The 15,981-nt window shown below is 60.8% G+C and carries 18 protein-coding genes; 5 read left to right on the top strand and 13 right to left on the bottom strand.

What is annotated here, in order from left to right; genetic code table 11:
• Positions 1-86: 86 nt before the first annotated feature.
• The 11 genes from ACYJRZ_RS14660 to pcaD form a co-directional block, all read right to left on the bottom strand.
• Positions 87-479: a GFA family protein gene (locus ACYJRZ_RS14660; protein ID WP_459459893.1), complete on the bottom strand. Its 393-nt coding sequence runs from the start codon at positions 477-479 to the stop codon at positions 87-89.
• Between the two features lie 137 nt (positions 480-616).
• Positions 617-1,333: an ABC transporter ATP-binding protein gene (locus ACYJRZ_RS14655; RefSeq protein WP_459459891.1), complete on the bottom strand. Its 717-nt coding sequence runs from the start codon at positions 1,331-1,333 to the stop codon at positions 617-619.
• A complete protein-coding gene (locus ACYJRZ_RS14650) occupies positions 1,314-2,078 on the bottom strand; it encodes an ABC transporter ATP-binding protein (protein WP_459459889.1) in 765 nt (254 codons plus the stop codon). Before ACYJRZ_RS14650 ends, ACYJRZ_RS14655 begins: the two co-directional genes overlap by 20 nt.
• Positions 2,075-3,079, bottom strand: coding sequence for a branched-chain amino acid ABC transporter permease (locus ACYJRZ_RS14645; RefSeq protein ID WP_459459887.1), 1,005 nt, complete (start codon positions 3,077-3,079; stop codon positions 2,075-2,077). The genes ACYJRZ_RS14650 and ACYJRZ_RS14645 overlap by 4 nt, the downstream gene beginning before the upstream one ends.
• Position 3,080: 1 nt before the next feature.
• Positions 3,081-3,944 carry a branched-chain amino acid ABC transporter permease gene (locus ACYJRZ_RS14640; RefSeq protein ID WP_459459885.1) on the bottom strand — a complete coding sequence of 288 codons (864 nt, stop codon included), beginning with the start codon at positions 3,942-3,944 and terminating at the stop codon, positions 3,081-3,083.
• Positions 3,945-4,037: 93 nt separating this feature from the next.
• On the bottom strand, positions 4,038-5,210 hold the full coding sequence (locus ACYJRZ_RS14635) for an ABC transporter substrate-binding protein (protein ID WP_459459883.1): 1,173 nt from the start codon (positions 5,208-5,210) through the stop codon (positions 4,038-4,040).
• Positions 5,211-5,356: 146 nt separating this feature from the next.
• Entirely contained in the window at positions 5,357-6,409 is a 1,053-nt protein-coding gene (locus tag ACYJRZ_RS14630) for a 3-carboxy-cis,cis-muconate cycloisomerase (RefSeq protein WP_459459881.1), read from the bottom strand.
• A 3-nt stretch (positions 6,410-6,412) separates the two neighbouring features.
• Positions 6,413-7,024 carry a protocatechuate 3,4-dioxygenase subunit alpha gene (gene pcaG, locus ACYJRZ_RS14625; protein WP_459460584.1) on the bottom strand — a complete coding sequence of 204 codons (612 nt, stop codon included), beginning with the start codon at positions 7,022-7,024 and terminating at the stop codon, positions 6,413-6,415.
• A gap of 2 nt (positions 7,025-7,026) precedes the next feature.
• The gene (gene pcaH / locus ACYJRZ_RS14620; protein WP_459459879.1) at positions 7,027-7,776 is read right to left on the bottom strand and encodes a protocatechuate 3,4-dioxygenase subunit beta; all 750 of its coding nucleotides are present in this window, start codon (positions 7,774-7,776) and stop codon (positions 7,027-7,029) included.
• A 12-nt stretch (positions 7,777-7,788) separates the two neighbouring features.
• Positions 7,789-8,193, bottom strand: a complete 405-nt coding sequence (pcaC, locus tag ACYJRZ_RS14615) for a 4-carboxymuconolactone decarboxylase (RefSeq protein ID WP_459459877.1) — start codon at positions 8,191-8,193, stop codon at positions 7,789-7,791.
• Complete coding sequence (gene pcaD / locus ACYJRZ_RS14610; RefSeq protein WP_459459875.1) at positions 8,193-8,999, bottom strand: 3-oxoadipate enol-lactonase; 807 nt, start codon at positions 8,997-8,999, stop codon at positions 8,193-8,195. Before pcaD ends, pcaC begins: the two co-directional genes overlap by 1 nt.
• A 94-nt stretch (positions 9,000-9,093) precedes the next feature.
• Between pcaD and pcaQ the strand changes: the two genes are divergently transcribed.
• On the top strand, positions 9,094-10,026 hold the full coding sequence (gene pcaQ, locus ACYJRZ_RS14605) for a pca operon transcription factor PcaQ (RefSeq protein WP_459459873.1): 933 nt from the start codon (positions 9,094-9,096) through the stop codon (positions 10,024-10,026).
• A 7-nt stretch (positions 10,027-10,033) separates the two neighbouring features.
• Here pcaQ and pobA read toward each other — a convergent pair whose 3' ends face one another.
• The gene (gene pobA, locus ACYJRZ_RS14600; protein ID WP_459459871.1) at positions 10,034-11,206 is read right to left on the bottom strand and encodes a 4-hydroxybenzoate 3-monooxygenase; all 1,173 of its coding nucleotides are present in this window, start codon (positions 11,204-11,206) and stop codon (positions 10,034-10,036) included.
• A 114-nt stretch (positions 11,207-11,320) separates the two neighbouring features.
• On the opposite strand from pobA, the gene ACYJRZ_RS14595 reads away from it, so the two are divergent.
• The gene (locus ACYJRZ_RS14595) at positions 11,321-12,208 is read left to right on the top strand and encodes a helix-turn-helix domain-containing protein (protein ID WP_459460582.1); all 888 of its coding nucleotides are present in this window, start codon (positions 11,321-11,323) and stop codon (positions 12,206-12,208) included.
• Positions 12,209-12,211: 3 nt separating this feature from the next.
• Here ACYJRZ_RS14595 and ACYJRZ_RS14590 read toward each other — a convergent pair whose 3' ends face one another.
• Positions 12,212-12,967, bottom strand: coding sequence for an IclR family transcriptional regulator (locus ACYJRZ_RS14590; RefSeq protein WP_459459869.1), 756 nt, complete (start codon positions 12,965-12,967; stop codon positions 12,212-12,214).
• Positions 12,968-13,121: 154 nt separating this feature from the next.
• On the opposite strand from ACYJRZ_RS14590, the gene ACYJRZ_RS14585 reads away from it, so the two are divergent.
• From ACYJRZ_RS14585 to pcaF, 3 genes are all read left to right on the top strand, one after another.
• Positions 13,122-13,829: a 3-oxoacid CoA-transferase subunit A gene (locus ACYJRZ_RS14585; RefSeq protein ID WP_459459867.1), complete on the top strand. Its 708-nt coding sequence runs from the start codon at positions 13,122-13,124 to the stop codon at positions 13,827-13,829.
• On the top strand, positions 13,826-14,515 hold the full coding sequence (locus ACYJRZ_RS14580; protein ID WP_459459865.1) for a CoA transferase subunit B: 690 nt from the start codon (positions 13,826-13,828) through the stop codon (positions 14,513-14,515). The genes ACYJRZ_RS14585 and ACYJRZ_RS14580 overlap by 4 nt, the downstream gene beginning before the upstream one ends.
• Before the next feature lie 115 nt (positions 14,516-14,630).
• On the top strand, positions 14,631-15,836 hold the full coding sequence (gene pcaF, locus ACYJRZ_RS14575) for a 3-oxoadipyl-CoA thiolase (protein WP_459459863.1): 1,206 nt from the start codon (positions 14,631-14,633) through the stop codon (positions 15,834-15,836).
• Positions 15,837-15,981 lie beyond the last annotated feature (145 nt).

Raw genomic sequence — 15,981 nt, 5'->3', positions numbered from 1 at the left:
AAATCGTCAACGTTTTGTCGTCAACATGAATCGATACTCATCGCCGTAGCAATTTTCGTCATCATAACGCTTGCGGCGAGCCTGACCTAATCCTCGAAGCGGCTTGTTGCCTCGCGATCGTGATCATATCGTCTCGCGAGCGGAAACGACGGCAGCCAGGATTCGCGGCGAACGGTCCAGAGTTCGTAGGTCGGCTTCAACAGATCGGGAGCATCGAGAGACCCGAGGTTCACTTCGATTTCGTCTGCGCTTCGCGAGAAAACGGACGAGCCGCAGTGGGGGCAGAAAAATCGGCCGGCATAGTCGCGTGTTTCGCCTTCGATCTTGACCGCATCCTCGGGAAAGATCGCGGAGGCATGGAAAAGCGCGCCGTGGTGCTTGCGGCAGTCGAGACAATGACAAATCCCGACCCGATAGGGGCGCCCCGCCGCGACGATCCGCACTTTGCCGCACAGGCAGCCACCGGTAAATCGGTCCATCTTGCACCTCCTCAAAAACAGGCAGGCGGATTGTCTACGACAAACGGAACAGTCGCCGCAACCGCAGGCGGCTGGTGGAAGCATAGGGTTTTATTATAAGGCCGCGCTGCATTAGAGCACAGTCGGAAGTGGATGCGCTAATGCAATCCACCGACGCCGAGCAGACGCTCGACTGCACCATGATCCACAGCCAGAGCCTCGGGCGTCCCCTTCCAGGCAAGCCGGCCACGCTCCAGAATGATGACATCGCTGGCAAAATCCAGTGCGCTCTGGATGCGCTGCTCCACCAGCAGAATCGTCATTTCGCCCGACTTGGCGAGCTTGGCGAAGGCGGCCATCAGCTCCTCGCAGATGACGGGGGCAAGCCCCTCTAGGGGCTCGTCGAGAAGCAGGACGGAAGGACGGCCGAGGATCGTGCGGGCCGTCGACAGCATCTGCTGTTCGCCGCCGGAAAGCTGGCCGCCCAAATTCCGGCGGCGCTCCTTCAGGCGCGGGAACATGTCATAGGCCTCCTGTATAGCACTCTTCGGCCGTCCTTTGAGCCCGACGGAGAGATTCTCCTCCACCGTCAGCGTCGGAAAGACGTCACGCGTCTGCGGCACGTAGCCGAGGCCCTGATGGGCACGTCTGGCACTTGGCAGGCCGGCAATATCGGCCGAGCCCAGCCGGATGCGGCCGTCATAACGCCGGGTTTGGCCGGCAAGGGTAGCCAGCAGTGTGCTCTTGCCCATGCCGTTGCGGCCGAGCACGGCAAGCCGGCCACCGGCCGGCACGGAAAAGGAAACCCCTTCGAGCACGCGCGTCGGACCATAGCCGGCCGACAGATTTTCCACTTCAAGCGGCGTGGCCGGCATTGGCGTAACTCCCCAGATAGGCTTCGCGCACCCGCGCATCCTGCGTCACATCTTTCGGCGACCCGTCGAATATGATCGTGCCGGCCGCGAGCACCACGACGCGCTTGGCGAAGCGGAAGACGAGGTCCATGTCATGCTCGATCATCAGCACGGCGAGATCGGCGGGCAGATCGGCCAGCGCCTGCTCGATGCGGCCGGTATCGCTCTGCGGCACGCCAGCGGCAGGCTCATCCAGCAGCAGCACCTTCGGCTTGAGCGCCATGGCGACGGCAATTTCCAGAAGCCGCTGCTGGCCGTAGGCAATCTCGCTGACCTTGCGATGCGCGAGAGCTGTGAGGCCGAGTGTTCCGAGCAGTTCCTCCGTCTCGGCCATCACATCGCGCATGGAAAGGAAATTGCCGAACATGCGGCCGGAGCGACCCGTCCGCTGCAGCACTGCCATGCCGACATGCTCGGCCGGCGTCATGTCCTGAAACAGCCTAGTCACTTGGAACGAACGCACCAGCCCGCGCCTCACTCGACCGATCGCATCGACCTTGTTGACGTTCTGGCCGGCGATGCGCACCTCACCGGAATCCGCTTGCAGATTGCCTGTCACGAGATTGACGAAGCTGGTCTTGCCCGCGCCGTTCGGGCCGATCAGTGCCACACGATCTCCCGGCGCCATCGACAGGCTGACATTGTTCGTCACCGTCAGGCCGCCGAACGCTTTCTTCAGATTGCTGACCTCGAAAATCGCGCTCATACCCGCGCCTCCCTGCGGCGGGTGACATAGGCAGCCGCCGTGCCGTAGATGCCCTTCGGCGCGAAGAGAACAACGAGGATGAGAAGCGCACCGACAATCGTCAGCCAGTGAAAAGGATTGGCGGCAGAGACGTAATCCTCGAAGAGCATGAAGATGAGCGTGCCGACGAGCGCGCCGAACAGCGAACCGGTGCCGCCGAGCACGAGCATGACAAGCGCCTCGGCCGATTGTGTGAAGGAGAGGCTGTCCAGCCCGACGACCTGCGTCGAGATCGCGTTCAGAGCGCCGCCAATGCCGGCAACGGCGCCGGAAATGACATACATCTTGATCAGCGCCACTTCTGGCGAGGCACCCATGGCGCGGATGCGCAAGGGATCCTGGCGGATACCGCGGCAGAGCATGCCGAAGGGCGAACGCACGAGAAAGCGCAAAAGCACGAGCACGATCAGCAGCAGCGCAACGCTATAGAAGTAGGCCGTATGCCCGTAAAGATCGAATTCGAAAACACCGAACAGCGGATCTGCTGAAATGCCCGACAATCCATCACTGCCGCCTGTCCAGCCCGATGCTTTGTTGGCGAATTCGTGGAAGAGATAGACCAGCGCGATCGACAGCACGAGCTGCGGCAGCCCGTGCGCTCTCAGGATGACGACCCCACAGACCAAACCGGCAATGGCGCCGGCGACAATGCCGGCAAGCGTCATCAGCAGGGGATCGTTGATGCCGTAATGGGCCGATGCAATGCCGGCCGCATAGGCGCCCGCTCCAAAGAGCGCTGCATGGCCGAGAGTTGCGACACCGCAATAGCCGGTGACGAGATCGAGCGAGAGCACGAGAAGCGCGATCGCGATCAGCCGCGTCAGGAGGGCAAGGTTGTCTGGAAACAGCAGGTAGCCGGCGGCGGCTGTGACGACGATGACCGCAACCGCGATCAGATCCTGCCCGAATGTACGATGTCTGGTCACGGTCGGCGCCGCCTCTCTTTCAAGGGTCAAAGCCATGTTACTTCATTCTCCCGGCAAAGCCGCGCGGGAAGACGCAGACGATGGCAATGACGGCCAGATAGAAGAAGAATTCCCCATATTCCGGCATGAGGTAGCGGCCTGTTGTATCTATGCAGCCAAGGATGAGACAGGCGAGCAGCGCGCCGGAAATCGAGCCCGCGCCACCGACGGAGACGACGACGAGGAAAGTCACCATATAGCGCAAGGCATAATAGGGCTCGACCGGCAGGAGTTCCGCACCGACCACGCCGCCAAAGGCGGCCAGCCCGACGGCAATGGCGAAGCTGACCGCATAAACGATTTCCGTCCTGACGCCGAGAGCGGCCGCCATCGCGGCATTATCGACGGAAGCGCGCAGCTTCACGCCAAAGGAAGTCTTCTCGATCATGTACCACAAGGCCAGGGCGACGATGAGGCCGCAGACGATCGCGAAGATGCGATGGGTGCCGATGGTGCGGAAGCCAAGATCGACGGAGCCCTGCAGGCTGCCCGGCAAGGGGATGGTCTTCAAAGTCGGGCCGAAGACATAGTTGGCGATGCCGATAATGCAAAAGGTGATGCCGATCGTCATCAGCACCTGCGTCAATTCAGGCGCACCATAAATGCGCCGATAAAGCAGCCGTTCAATCGGGATGGAGATGATGACCGTGCCCACCACAGCCAGCAATACGGCCGCGCCATAGCCAAGCCCCAGATCGCGTGCGGCATAGGAGGCAATATAGCCGCCGATCATGGCGAATGCACCATGGGCAAGATTGACGACGCGCATCAGCCCCATGGTGACGGAAAGGCCGATGGAGATGACGAACAGCACCATGCCATAAGCGAGGGCATCGACTGCTATGCTGAGCACGGTTTGCATTGATATCGCTGGTCCGGTTTGTTGTTGCGCGACCGCTTTTATTACGTGGCTGAACGGGCACTTCCGTTCAGCTACGTTAGCTTCGGAAGCGCCTTACTTCGCAGCGGCAAGGCCGGGATCGCCCTGCTTCTCGAAGGTCTGGATTTCCTTGTTGTAGTACTTGCCGTCATCGCCCTTGGCGACTTCTCGCAGATAGATGTTCTGCGTGATATGCCGGCTTTCCGGATCGATGGTGACGGGGCCGCGCGGGCTGACCCAGGACAGGCCTTTCACGGCATCGACGGCCTTCTGCGCATCCTGCTTACCGCCGGTCGTCTCGATCATCTTGTAGATGACATGCATGCCATCGAAGGCGCCCACGGCGGGGAAGGTCAGCTCGGCCGGATTGCCGATCGCCTTGTCGGCAGCGGCGACGAAGGCTTTGTTTTCGGGCGAGTCATGCGAAATCGCATAGTGGAAGGTCGTCTGCATGCCGAGGGCTGCATCGCCCAACGCCGGCAAATCGGATTCCTGCGTCAGGTCGCCCGGCGCAAAAAGCTTTATGCCGGCAGACTTCAGGCCATTCTCGTTATAGGCCTTGACGAAGCCGAGCGTGGTCGGACCGGAGGGCAGGAACGCGAAAACCGCTTGCGCGCCGGAATCCTTGATGCGCTGCATGATCGGGCTGAAGTCATTGGTCGACAGCGGCATGCGGATCGCCTGCACCACTTCGCCGCCCTGCTTCTCGAAACCGGCCTTGAAGGCGTTTTCGGCGTCGACGCCCGGACCGTAATCGCTGACGACGGAGATGACCTTCTTTACGCCGGCCTCAAAGGCAACCTTGGCGATTGGCGTCGAGGTCTGCCAGGTGGTGAATGAGGTGCGCACGACGAGCGGGCTCTTGGTAACGATGGCCGACGTCGCGGCGTTGAAGATCACCATCGGCACATTGGCCTGCTTGAGGATCGGCGTCACGGCCATCGCATCCGGCGTGAAGTAGAACCCGGCGAGATACTGGACCTTCTCTTTGACGACGAGTTCCTGGGCGAGCGACTTCGACTGGGCGGGATCGGCCGCCGGCAAATCGCGGTAGATCACCTCTACCTCGTCATTGCCGACCTTCTTGCCATTGACAGCCATATAGGCGTCGATACCGGCCTTGAAATTCTTGCCCTGCAGTGCAAAAGGCCCGGAAAATGGACCGATGACACCGACCTTGATAGTATCGGCATAGGCAGCACCGCCAAGAGCAACGGCCGCGATAGCGGCCAAGACAAACCGTTTCATTTTTTCTCCTCCCGGCAGCTGTCTTTTTGAGCTGCCCTTGATCATTCAAATTCTGATCATCGCCAATTTCTCATGGGAAATGGTGATGTAAAATGAAATAAAACCTTGCTTCCATACCGATTCAGTTATGAATGGCGACGAATATCCTACTCGGCTGTCGCTCCCAAGCGCTTGATCGAACCGACCAGTTGCAACGCGTGGCGCAACGAAGCTGCCGTTGCCACCACCATAGGCGGCAATAGCAGCCATTCCAACGTCCAAGCGGCGCCAGAGCGCTCCTGTTCGTGCACGAGTGATTGATGAATGCCCGAAAGTTGGACAGCATTGAAGCGGGCCAGCGTGACCAGCGTTTCAGCCGCAACCGGATTCTGCTTGTGCGGCATGGCTGAGGAACCGCCGCCGCCGGCAAGCTCGATCTCCTCGCCCGCCTGCGCCAGAAGTACCACGTCTTGGCCGATCTTGCCGAGGCTGCCTGAGATCATGGACAACAGCCCGGCAAGCTCAGCAATGCGCGCCCTCTGACTTTGCCACTGCGGCTCGTCCGTGAGGCCTAGCGCTTGCGCCAGCGAGCTTCTGATTTCCGCCGCTTTCGGCCCGAATTTTTCCAGCGTACCGGCCGCACCGCCGAATTGCAGCGGAAAAGTCTCCTGCGTCAGCCGATCGCGATATTGATCGAGCGGATGCTGCCACGCCTGCAGCCGATCCGATACGGTGATCGCGATCGCCGCCTGCATCCGGGTGCGGCCCATCAGCCGGTTCGATCCGAAACGCTCATTCAGTTCTGTGAGCGCGGAGGATACCGCAAAGAGACGGCCGCTCAGAATAAATGCCGCTGCCTTCAGCCGCAGTATCAGGCTGGTGTCGATGACATCCTGGCTGGTGGCGCCGAAATGGATATGTTTGCCGACATCTTCGCCGACCGCCTCGCGCAGCTGCCGAACAAGATCCGGCACGACCACGCCATCCGATGCCATTGCCGTTTTCAGGCTTGGCAGGTCGGGCTCGAAAGTCGTGCAGACCTCCGCGATCCGCCTAGCCGCCGCTTGCGGGATCAACCCGTGCTGCGCCTCGACCTCGGCAAGCGCCGCTTCGAAAGAGAGCATGGCGCGGATGTCGGCCTTGGCCGAGAAATAGACCGCAATCTCCTCGTCACCGAGAAGGCCTGAGAGAAAGGGATGATCGAAGGGAGAAACGCTCATGGCCTATATATCGAGGAAAACCGTTTCCTTGTCGCCCTGCAAATGGATGTCGAAGGTGTAGACAGAGCCTTCCTTCGCGGCAATCAGCGTTGCGAGGCGATCCCTGTGTTCGATGCGCGCGAGCAAGGGGTCCTCAGCGTTGGCAGCGGCCTCTTCGGGGAAGTACATGCGCGTATGCAGGCCGATATTGATGCCGCGCGCCACGATCCAGACGGTGATGTGCGGCGCCATCTTGCGACCGTCCTTGAAGGGAACGCGGCCGGGCTTGATGGTCTCGAAACGGAAAACGCCGTCGGTCGAATTGGTCGGACAACGCCCCCAGCCGGTAAAGTTCGGATCGGCCGTGCCGCGCAGCTCCGAGGGGCTGTTATAAAGCCCGGCGCTATCGGCCTGCCAGATCTCGAGGACGGCATCCTTGACCGGCGCTCCCGCGCCATCGAGAACCCTGCCCGTCACGGTGATACGCTCGCCGAGCGTCTTGTCGTTCAACATGACGGAGCCGAGGTCGGTTTCGTAGACACCGCCGATCTCGCTATAGTTCGGCGTCAGGCCGATATGGACGTAAGGCCCTGCCGTCTGCGACGGCGTTTCCTTGAGATAACCGAGATCCTGCACCATCAATTGCCCTCCAACCGGTTTTCGAACAGGGTCGACCGGCGACCGCGCAGCACGATATCGAATTTATAGGCGCGGGCATCCATCGGGATCGTGTTGCCCCAGTCGAGCGGCGCAATCAGCTGCTCGATCGCCTGTTTGTCAGGGATCGTGCCGACGATCGGACATTTCCAGATCATCGGATCGCCCTCGAAATACATCTGCGTGATCAGCCGTTGCGCAAAGCCATGGCCGAAGACGGAGAAATGGATATGGGCCGGACGCCAGTCATTGACACCGTTAGGCCAGGGATAGGCGCCGGGGCGGATGGTACGGAAGGCATAGCGCCCTTCATTGTCGGTGATGGCGCGGCCGCAGCCGCCAAAATTCGGATCGATGGCCGCGAGATAGGTTTCCTTCTTGTGGCGGTAACGGCCGCCGGCATTGGCCTGCCAGAACTCCAGCAGGACGCCCGGCACCGGCCGGCCGCGCTCGTCAAGCACGCGGCCGTGCACGATGATCCGCTCACCGATCGCGCTCTCGCCGGGCTTGGCGAAATTATGGATCAGGTCGTTGTCGAGCTCATTCAATATGGAATGGCCGAAGACCGGTCCGGTAATTTCGGAGATGGTGCCGTCGAGCGACAGCAGCGCGCGCTGCGGCGAGCGCAGCACGGACGTCTTATATCCCGGCGCAAAGGCTGGCGGATGCCAGGCGCGGTCTCTCGCGAAAAAGGCGCCCGTCTCGGGTTTGCTGTTGCTTCTATCGGACATGTCTGCCTCGCTTCATGCCGCCTGTTCGGCGTCCATCTGTTCGAAAACCTGTTTGGCAATCTTGATCGCGTGGTTGGCGGCCGGCACGCCGGCATAGATCGCCACATGCAGAAGCGCCTCGCAAATATCGTCGCGCGTCGCGCCGGTGTTGCGCGTGGCACGTACATGCATGGCCACCTCATCATCCTGACCGAGGGCTGCCAGAAGCGCGATCGTCACGATAGAGCGCTCCCGCCAACTGAGCGTCGGGCGCGACCAGACATGCCCCCAGGCTGCCTCGGTGATCAGCTCCTGAAAAGGTTGGTCAAACTCCGTAATGGCCTGCTGGGCGCGATCGACATGGCTGTCACCGAGCACGGCGCGGCGCGTCGCCATGCCCTGAAGATAGCGCTCGGACGGCGCGGCGGGGTCGTTCATCAGGCTTGTTCTCCACGCAGGACGACGTCGATGAAGGCACGGATGACTTCGGTCAACGCCTCGGGTTGCTCGACGCAGGGGATGTGGCCGGCGTCCTTGATCACTTCATAGCGTGCATTCGGAATGAGTTTGGCCGTCGACCGGACCAGCTCCGGCGGAGTGGAGCCATCCTGATCCCCGACGATGCAGATGGTAGGCACGGCGATCTTCGCCGCGGCTTCGGTGAGATCGGCATCGCGAAGCGCCACGCAGGTAGCAGCATAGCCCGAAACCGGCTGGCGGATCAGCATGTTGCAATAGCCTGCATAGGCGATGTTTTCCGGACGGCGGAAGGCGGGCGTGAACCAGCGCTCCATGATGGCATCTACTATGGATTCAATGCCTTCGGCCTCGACCTGCGCGATACGGGCATTCCAGCTCTCGGACGTGCCGATCTTGTGGGCGGTGTCACAGAGGATCAGCGCCCGCACCAGATCCGGACGCCGCTGATAAAGCGACTGCGCGATCAGCCCACCGACCGACAGGCCGCAAATGATGGCATTCTTGACCGAGAGGAAATCGAGGAGGCCGGCAAGATCGGTGGCGTGATCCTCGATGGAATAGGGCATCTGTCCGAGATCGGAGAGGCCATGACCGCGCTTATCATAGAGCACGATGGCGAAATCGCCGGCCAGACGCACGATCACATCGCGCCAGATCCGGAAATCGGTGCCGAGCGAATTGGCAAAGACAAGAACCGGCTTGTCGGCGGGGCCGCCAATGATCTGATAATGGATCGTGACGTCGTTGATGCGGGCAAACTGCACTGGAAATCTCCTCGGACGCGAGATTGGATCTATAATCCGGTTAAGTAAAATGATATTTCTTTGCTCTGCGATAACTCTAGGGTTATGAGTGAGCATGCTCGACGCGCGTATCAAGTTCCGCCATCTGCAGACCTTTGTCGAGGTTGCACGCCAGAAAAGCGTGATCAAGGCGGCCGGCCTGCTGAATATCAGCCAGCCGGCGGTGACGAAGACCATCCGCGAGTTGGAAGAAGCGCTGGGTGTCGCCATCTTCGAGCGCGAAGGGCGCGGCATCCGCATCACCCGCTACGGCGAAGTCTTCCTCCGCCATGCCGGTGCCGCGTTGACAGCACTCCGGCAAGGATTGGACTCGGTTTCGCAGGAGCGCTCCGGCGAAGCGCCGCCCATCCGCGTCGGCGCGCTGCCGACGGTCTCGACACGCATCATGCCGCGGGCGATGGACCTGTTTCTCAAGGAAGAGACCTGGAGCCGCATCAAGATCGTGACAGGCGAAAACGCGGTCCTTCTGGAGCAATTGCGCGTCGGCGATCTCGATCTCGTCGTCGGCCGATTGGCGAGCCCCGACAAGATGACGGGCTTTTCCTTCGAGCACCTCTACTCCGAACAGGTCGTCTTCGCCGTAAGGGCCGGCCATCCGCTGCTCTCCGACAGGCAATCGTTGTTTTCCGATCTCAGCCGCTACACGATCCTGATGCCGACGCGCGGCTCGATCATTCGCCCCTTCGTCGAAAGTTTCCTGATCGCTAACGGCGCCGGCGGACTGCCCAACCAGATCGAGACCGTGTCCGATTCCTTCGGCCGCGCCTTCGTGCGTTCGAGCGATGCTATCTGGATCATCTCGGCCGGCGTCGTTGCCGGCGATGTCGAGGACGGACTATTGGCACTGCTGCCGATCGATACCAGCGAGACGAAGGGACCGGTGGGCTTGACCATGCGTACCGACGCCATCCCCACCCTTCCCCTGTCGATCCTGATGCAGACCATCCGGGAGGCGGCAAGCGAGGTCGAGGTCGCCAAGAAGCTCTAATGCTCACCTAGAACGGCAAGCCGACATAGTTCTCGGCGAGCGCGGTCGAAGCGGCACGGGAATGGGTGAGATAATCGAGCTCGGCTTCCTGGATCTTCTGATCGAAATCGCTGGTATCGGGAAAGCGATGCATCATCGTCGTCATCCACCAGGAGAAGCGCACCGCCTTCCAGACCCGGGCAAGCGCGCGGGCGGAATAGGCCTCCAGTCCTGCATTGGATCGATCCTGATAATGCTCGGAGAGACCCGAAAACAGGTAATGCACGTCGCTCGCCGCCAGATTGAGCCCTTTAGCACCGGTCGGCGGCACGATATGAGCGGCATCGCCGACGAGAAAGAGACGGCCAAAGCTCATGGGTTCGGCCACGAAAGACCGCAGCGGCGCGATCGACTTTTCGAAGGACGGAGCGGTGACGAGCGCCTCGGCATGGTGAGCGGGCAGACGACGGCGCAGCTCATCCCAGAAGCGGTCGTCGCTCCAGTCCTCGACCTTTTCGTCGAGAGGACACTGAATGTAATAGCGGCTGCGCGTCATCGATCGCATCGAGCATAGCGCAAATCCGCGCGGATGGTTGGCATAGATCAGCTCGTGATTGACAGGCGCCACTTCCGCCAGCACGCCGAGCCAGCCGAAAGGATAGACCTTCTCGAAACTGCGGATCGCCTTTTCCGGAACCGATTTGCGGCTGACGCCATGGAAGCCGTCGCAGCCGGCGATGAAATCGCAATCGATGCGATGGGAAACGCCGTCCTTCTCGTAGGTCAGATAGGGCGTGTCGCCATCGAAACCGTGCGGCTGGACATTGGCAGCGCTGTAGATGGTCAGAGCGCCACTTTCCTCGCGTCGGGCCATCAGGTCGCGGGTCATCTCCGTCTGTCCGTAGATGACGACCCGCTTGCCGCCGGTGAGACCATGAAGGTCGATACGATGATCGCGGCCGTCGAAGGCGAGCGAGAAGCCATCATGTGGCAAGCCCTCGGCATGCAAACGTCCGCTTGCCTTCGCCTGATCCAGCAATCGGACGGTGCCTTCCTCAAGGACGCCGGCGCGCACGCGGCCGAGAATATAATCCTTTCCGACACGATCGAGAATGACATTGTCGATGCCGGCCTCCGTCAGTAGCTGGCCGAGCAGCAGCCCGGACGGCCCCGAACCGATAATGGCGACCTGAGTGCGCATCGTCTCTCCTCCCATGCGTATTTCTTGCCTCAAGTCTGTTCGGCGCAAGGCAAGTCCGCAATGGACATTTCAGTCACGAAATTGCACAAATCGAACATGGTGAGAGAGGATGCCATGACGAAGAGCGTGCCGACCTATGAGCTCTATGGCGAAAATACCGGCCGAAAGCCGGATTTTTGGCTGCATTGCGAGACAATTCCCTCTCGCAGCAGCCTTCATCATTGGGAGATCCGCCCGCACCGGCATGAGAGCTTCTTTCAGATCTTGTACATACACGCCGGATCGGGCGATGCTGTCTTCGACGGAGTTGCCCATGCCATCACGCCACCCGCCGTCATTACGGTGCCGCCACACCTCAATCACGGCTTTCGGTTCTCGCGCGATATAGACGGTTTCGTCATCACGGTGCTGATCTCGCACCTCAAAGCTTCGCCGGGTGATCGCAGCCGGCTGGGTACATGGCTTGCCGCTCCGCATCTGACCTTGCTTGACACCCGCGATGAAGACGCGGCGCATGTCGCCAGCACGCTGAGACGCTTGGGAGAAGAATTTGCGAGCCACCGCAATGGTCGCAACGATCTGCTGGATGCCTATTTGACTTCGGCCTTGCTGCTGACGGCCCGTATCGCTCAGAAAGCCGATGACGAATCCAATCCAGGCGACGAAAGCGAACGCCGCATGGAGATGCTGCAGGGCCTGATCCAGCGCCACTTTCGCTCGCACAAGCCGGCTGCCTTCTATGCCGAGAGCCTTGGCATCTCGCCGGCCCATCTCAGCCGCATCGTGCGTGGCAGAACCGGGCATGGCGCGCACGAGTTGATCACACGCAAGCTGCTGGATGAGGCCAAGCGCGAGCTGGTCTTCACCTTCGCGACCGTTCAGGAAATCAGCTATCGCCTCGGCTTTGCCGATCCCGCCTATTTCTCCCGCTTCTTCGTCAAGCAGACGGGACAGACGCCGCGCGCCTGGCGCATCGAGGAGCGCGAGAGGCTGGGAATGTGATGGTTACGGCAGCACCAGCCGCAGCGCCTTTTGCGTCTCTTTCAGCAGTGGCAGAAACTGCTCGGCCATGTCGGACGCAGGGACATAAGCAGCCGGCGCACCGATATTGATTGCCGCCACGGTCAGGCCGCGATCATTTTCGACAGGCACGGCAATCGAGCAAAGGCCGATTTCCAGCTCCTGGTCGATGACCGCATAGCCCTGTTCCCTCACCCGTCGGAATTCCACCATCAATTCCTCGGGATCAGTCTTGGTATTCGGCGTGTTCGCCTTGAGATCGGTTCGCCCAAGCACGGAGCGCGCCTCGCTTTCCGGCAGGGCGGCCAGCAGCACACGCCCCATCGAGGCGCAGAAGGCCGGGAGGCGGCTGCCCGGCGTCAGATTGATCGACATCACGCGGCGCTGCGAGGCGCGGGCGATGTAGACGACCTCCGTGCCGTCGAGCACCGAGGCTGACGCATTCTGCCCGGCACGCTCGGCAAGCTGATCGAGATGCGGCTGGATGATGATCGGCAGCGGCGTCGCGGCCAGATAGGCGTGACCTAGCCTTAGGATCTTCGGCGTCAGCGTGAAGAATTTGCCGTCATAAGTAGCATAGCCGAGTTCGGAGAGCGTCAGCAACGAGCGGCGCACGGTGGCACGATCGAGGCCGGTCAGCTTCGACGCTTCGGCAATCGTCAGGCGCTGCTGCGTCTCGCCGAAGGCTTCGATGACTTTCAATCCCTTGGCAAAGCCGCCGACGAAATCAGTTTCGCGCATCTTAGATCCTCGATTTCGGCAATCATTTTGTGCGATATATGAACAAATGTCAAATATCGCACAAAATGATTGCCGTCGAGCCCGTGCTGATTTATTCGAAAGAAAGAGGACGGGGCGCCTTGGTCCGCCCGCATCGGCAAGTGGGAGTTTGCGCATGGATAAGACAATTGCGAGCACGGCGGCTGCCGTCTCGGATATCGGCGATGGTGCGACCGTCATGATCGGCGGCTTTGGCGGCTCCGGTGCGCCGATCGAACTCATCCATGCGCTGATCGACAAAGGCCCAAAGAACCTGACCGTCATCAACAACAATGCCGGCAACGGGCGTATCGGCATCGCTGCAATGATCGATGCCGGCATGGTAAGGAAGATGATCTGCTCCTTCCCGCGTTCGTCCGATCCACGCGCCTTCACCGACCGCTATCTAGCCGGTGAAATCGAGTTGGAGCTGGTGCCTCAGGGGACGCTCGCCGAACGCATCCGTGCCGGCGGCGCTGGCATTCCAGCCTTTTATACCCCAACCGCCTATGGCACCGAACTCGCCAACGGCAAGGTCATCGCGGAATTCGACGGCCGCCACTATGTTCAGGAGCGCTGGCTCAAGGCAGATTTTGCCATCGTCAAGGCACATGTCGGCGATGTGCAGGGCAATCTCATCTACAACAAGGCTGGCCGCAATTTTAATCCGCTGATGTGCATGGCCGCGACCAAGACGATCGCGCAGGTCTCGAAAATCGTTGCTGCCGGCGAGCTCGATCCCGAACACATCATTACCCCCGGCATCTTCGTCAACGGCGTCGTTGAGGTCGCCGATCCGCAGCAGGAAGAAAATCTCATTCGAGCCGGAGTGGCATACGTATGACCATCGACACACGCGAAGACATCAAGCTCTCCAACGCCCAGATCGCCTGGCGCGCGGCTCAGGATATCGAAGACGGCGCTTATGTGAATCTTGGCATCGGTTTTCCGGAAATGGTCGCCCGCTATCAGCCCCCAGGCCGGCAGGCGATCTTTCACACCGAAAACGGCATCCTGAATTTTGGCGAGCCGCCGGCGGAAGGCGAGGAGGATTGGGACCTGATCAACGCCGGCAAGAAGGCCGTCACGCTGAAGCCCGGCGCGTCTTTTTTCCACCACGCCGATAGCTTCGCCATGGTGCGCGGCGGCCATCTGGATGTCGCGATCCTCGGCGCCTATCAGGTGGCGCAAAATGGCGACCTCGCCAACTGGCGCGTCGGCTCGAAGGGCGTGCCTGCCGTCGGCGGCGCCATGGACCTTGTGCACGGTGCCAAGCAGGTTTTCGTCATAACCGAACATGTGACCAAGGACGGCAAGCCGAAACTGGTGGAGACCTGCACCTTCCCTCTGACCGGCGTCGGCTGCATCACCCGTATCTATACGAGCCATGCGGTCATCGACATTGGCAAGGAAGGCTTCGTCGTGCGCGAAAAACTCGCTGCGATGACGATGAACGAACTGCAAGCGATGACCGGTGCGCCCCTCCATACAGACGGCCCGGTTGCCGACCTGATCGTGCCGACGCTCTAAAGCTCGTTGCGATCTTTCAGATTCGCGCGCAATGCTTTAAGCTTATAATATTTCGCATGCCGTTGTCGCAAATCCGCTGCCCATTTTTTGCGCGACATGCCGTTGGGAGAAGACCATGACCGAAGCCTTCATCTGTGACTATATCCGCACGCCGATCGGCCGCTTCGGCGGATCGCTTTCTTCCGTCCGCGCCGACGATCTCGGTGCAGTGCCACTGAAGGCGCTGATCGAACGCAACGGCTCTGTCGACTGGGAAGCCGTCGACGACGTGATCTACGGCTGCGCCAATCAGGCCGGCGAAGACAATCGCAACGTCGCGCGCATGGCAAGCCTGTTGGCCGGCCTGCCGATCTCGGTGTCGGGCACGACGATCAACCGCCTTTGCGGTTCCGGCATGGATGCCATTATCGCAGCCGCTCGCGCCATCCGCGCCGGCGAAGCTGATTTGATGATCGCTGGCGGCGTCGAGAGCATGTCGCGCGCACCCTTCGTCATTCCTAAGGCCGAAAGCGCCTTTTCGCGCAATGCCGAGATCTATGACACCACCATCGGCTGGCGCTTCATCAACCCTGTCATGAAGAAGCAGTATGGCGTCGATTCCATGCCGGAAACCGGCGAGAATGTCGCCGAAGACTATAAGGTTTCCCGCGAAGATCAGGACGCCTTTGCCGTTCGCTCGCAGGCAAAGGCCGCGGCAGCACAGGAGAACGGCCGGCTTGCCAAGGAAATAATTTCGGTCACGATCCCGCAGCGCAAGGGCGATGCGGTTATCGTCAGCAAGGACGAGCATCCGCGCGCAACCACCATAGAAGCGCTTGCTAAGCTCGGCACGCCCTTCAAGAAGGAAGGCGGCACGGTGACAGCCGGCAATGCTTCCGGCGTCAATGATGGCGCTGCTGCGCTGATCATTGCTTCAGAAGCTGCTGCCCGGAAATATGGCCTGACGCCGATTGCCCGCATCCTCGGCGGCGCGGCAGCAGGTGTTGCCCCACGCATCATGGGTATCGGGCCGGTTCCCGCCTCGCGCAAGCTGATGGCCCGCCTAAACATGCGCCAGGAACAGTTCGACGTCATCGAATTGAACGAGGCCTTCGCTTCGCAGGGGCTTGCCGTATTGCGCGAACTCGGCGTTGCCGATGACGACGCGCGCGTCAACCGCAACGGCGGCGCTATCGCGCTTGGACATCCGCTTGGCATGTCCGGTGCCCGCATCACCGGCACTGCAGCTCTGGAATTGAAGGAAACCGGCGGCCGTTATTCGCTGTCGACCATGTGCATCGGCGTCGGCCAGGGCATCGCCATCGCGCTAGAGCGGGTCTAATCGTTCTGGCCAGCCTATGGTCCGTCGCCACCTAATCGACGGACCATGCTCACGGCCGACCCCCGACGCCTGGGGACTGAAGGCTACAACCAGCGATAAAATCTGGAACGGCAAAGGCTCTGGCGCGTTTTTCCTGCTGCTCAGT

The organism is Rhizobium sp. No.120 (assembly GCF_054558365.1).
Note: the sequence above shows the minus strand (reverse complement) of the source record. Positions and strands in the feature narration are given on the sequence as shown.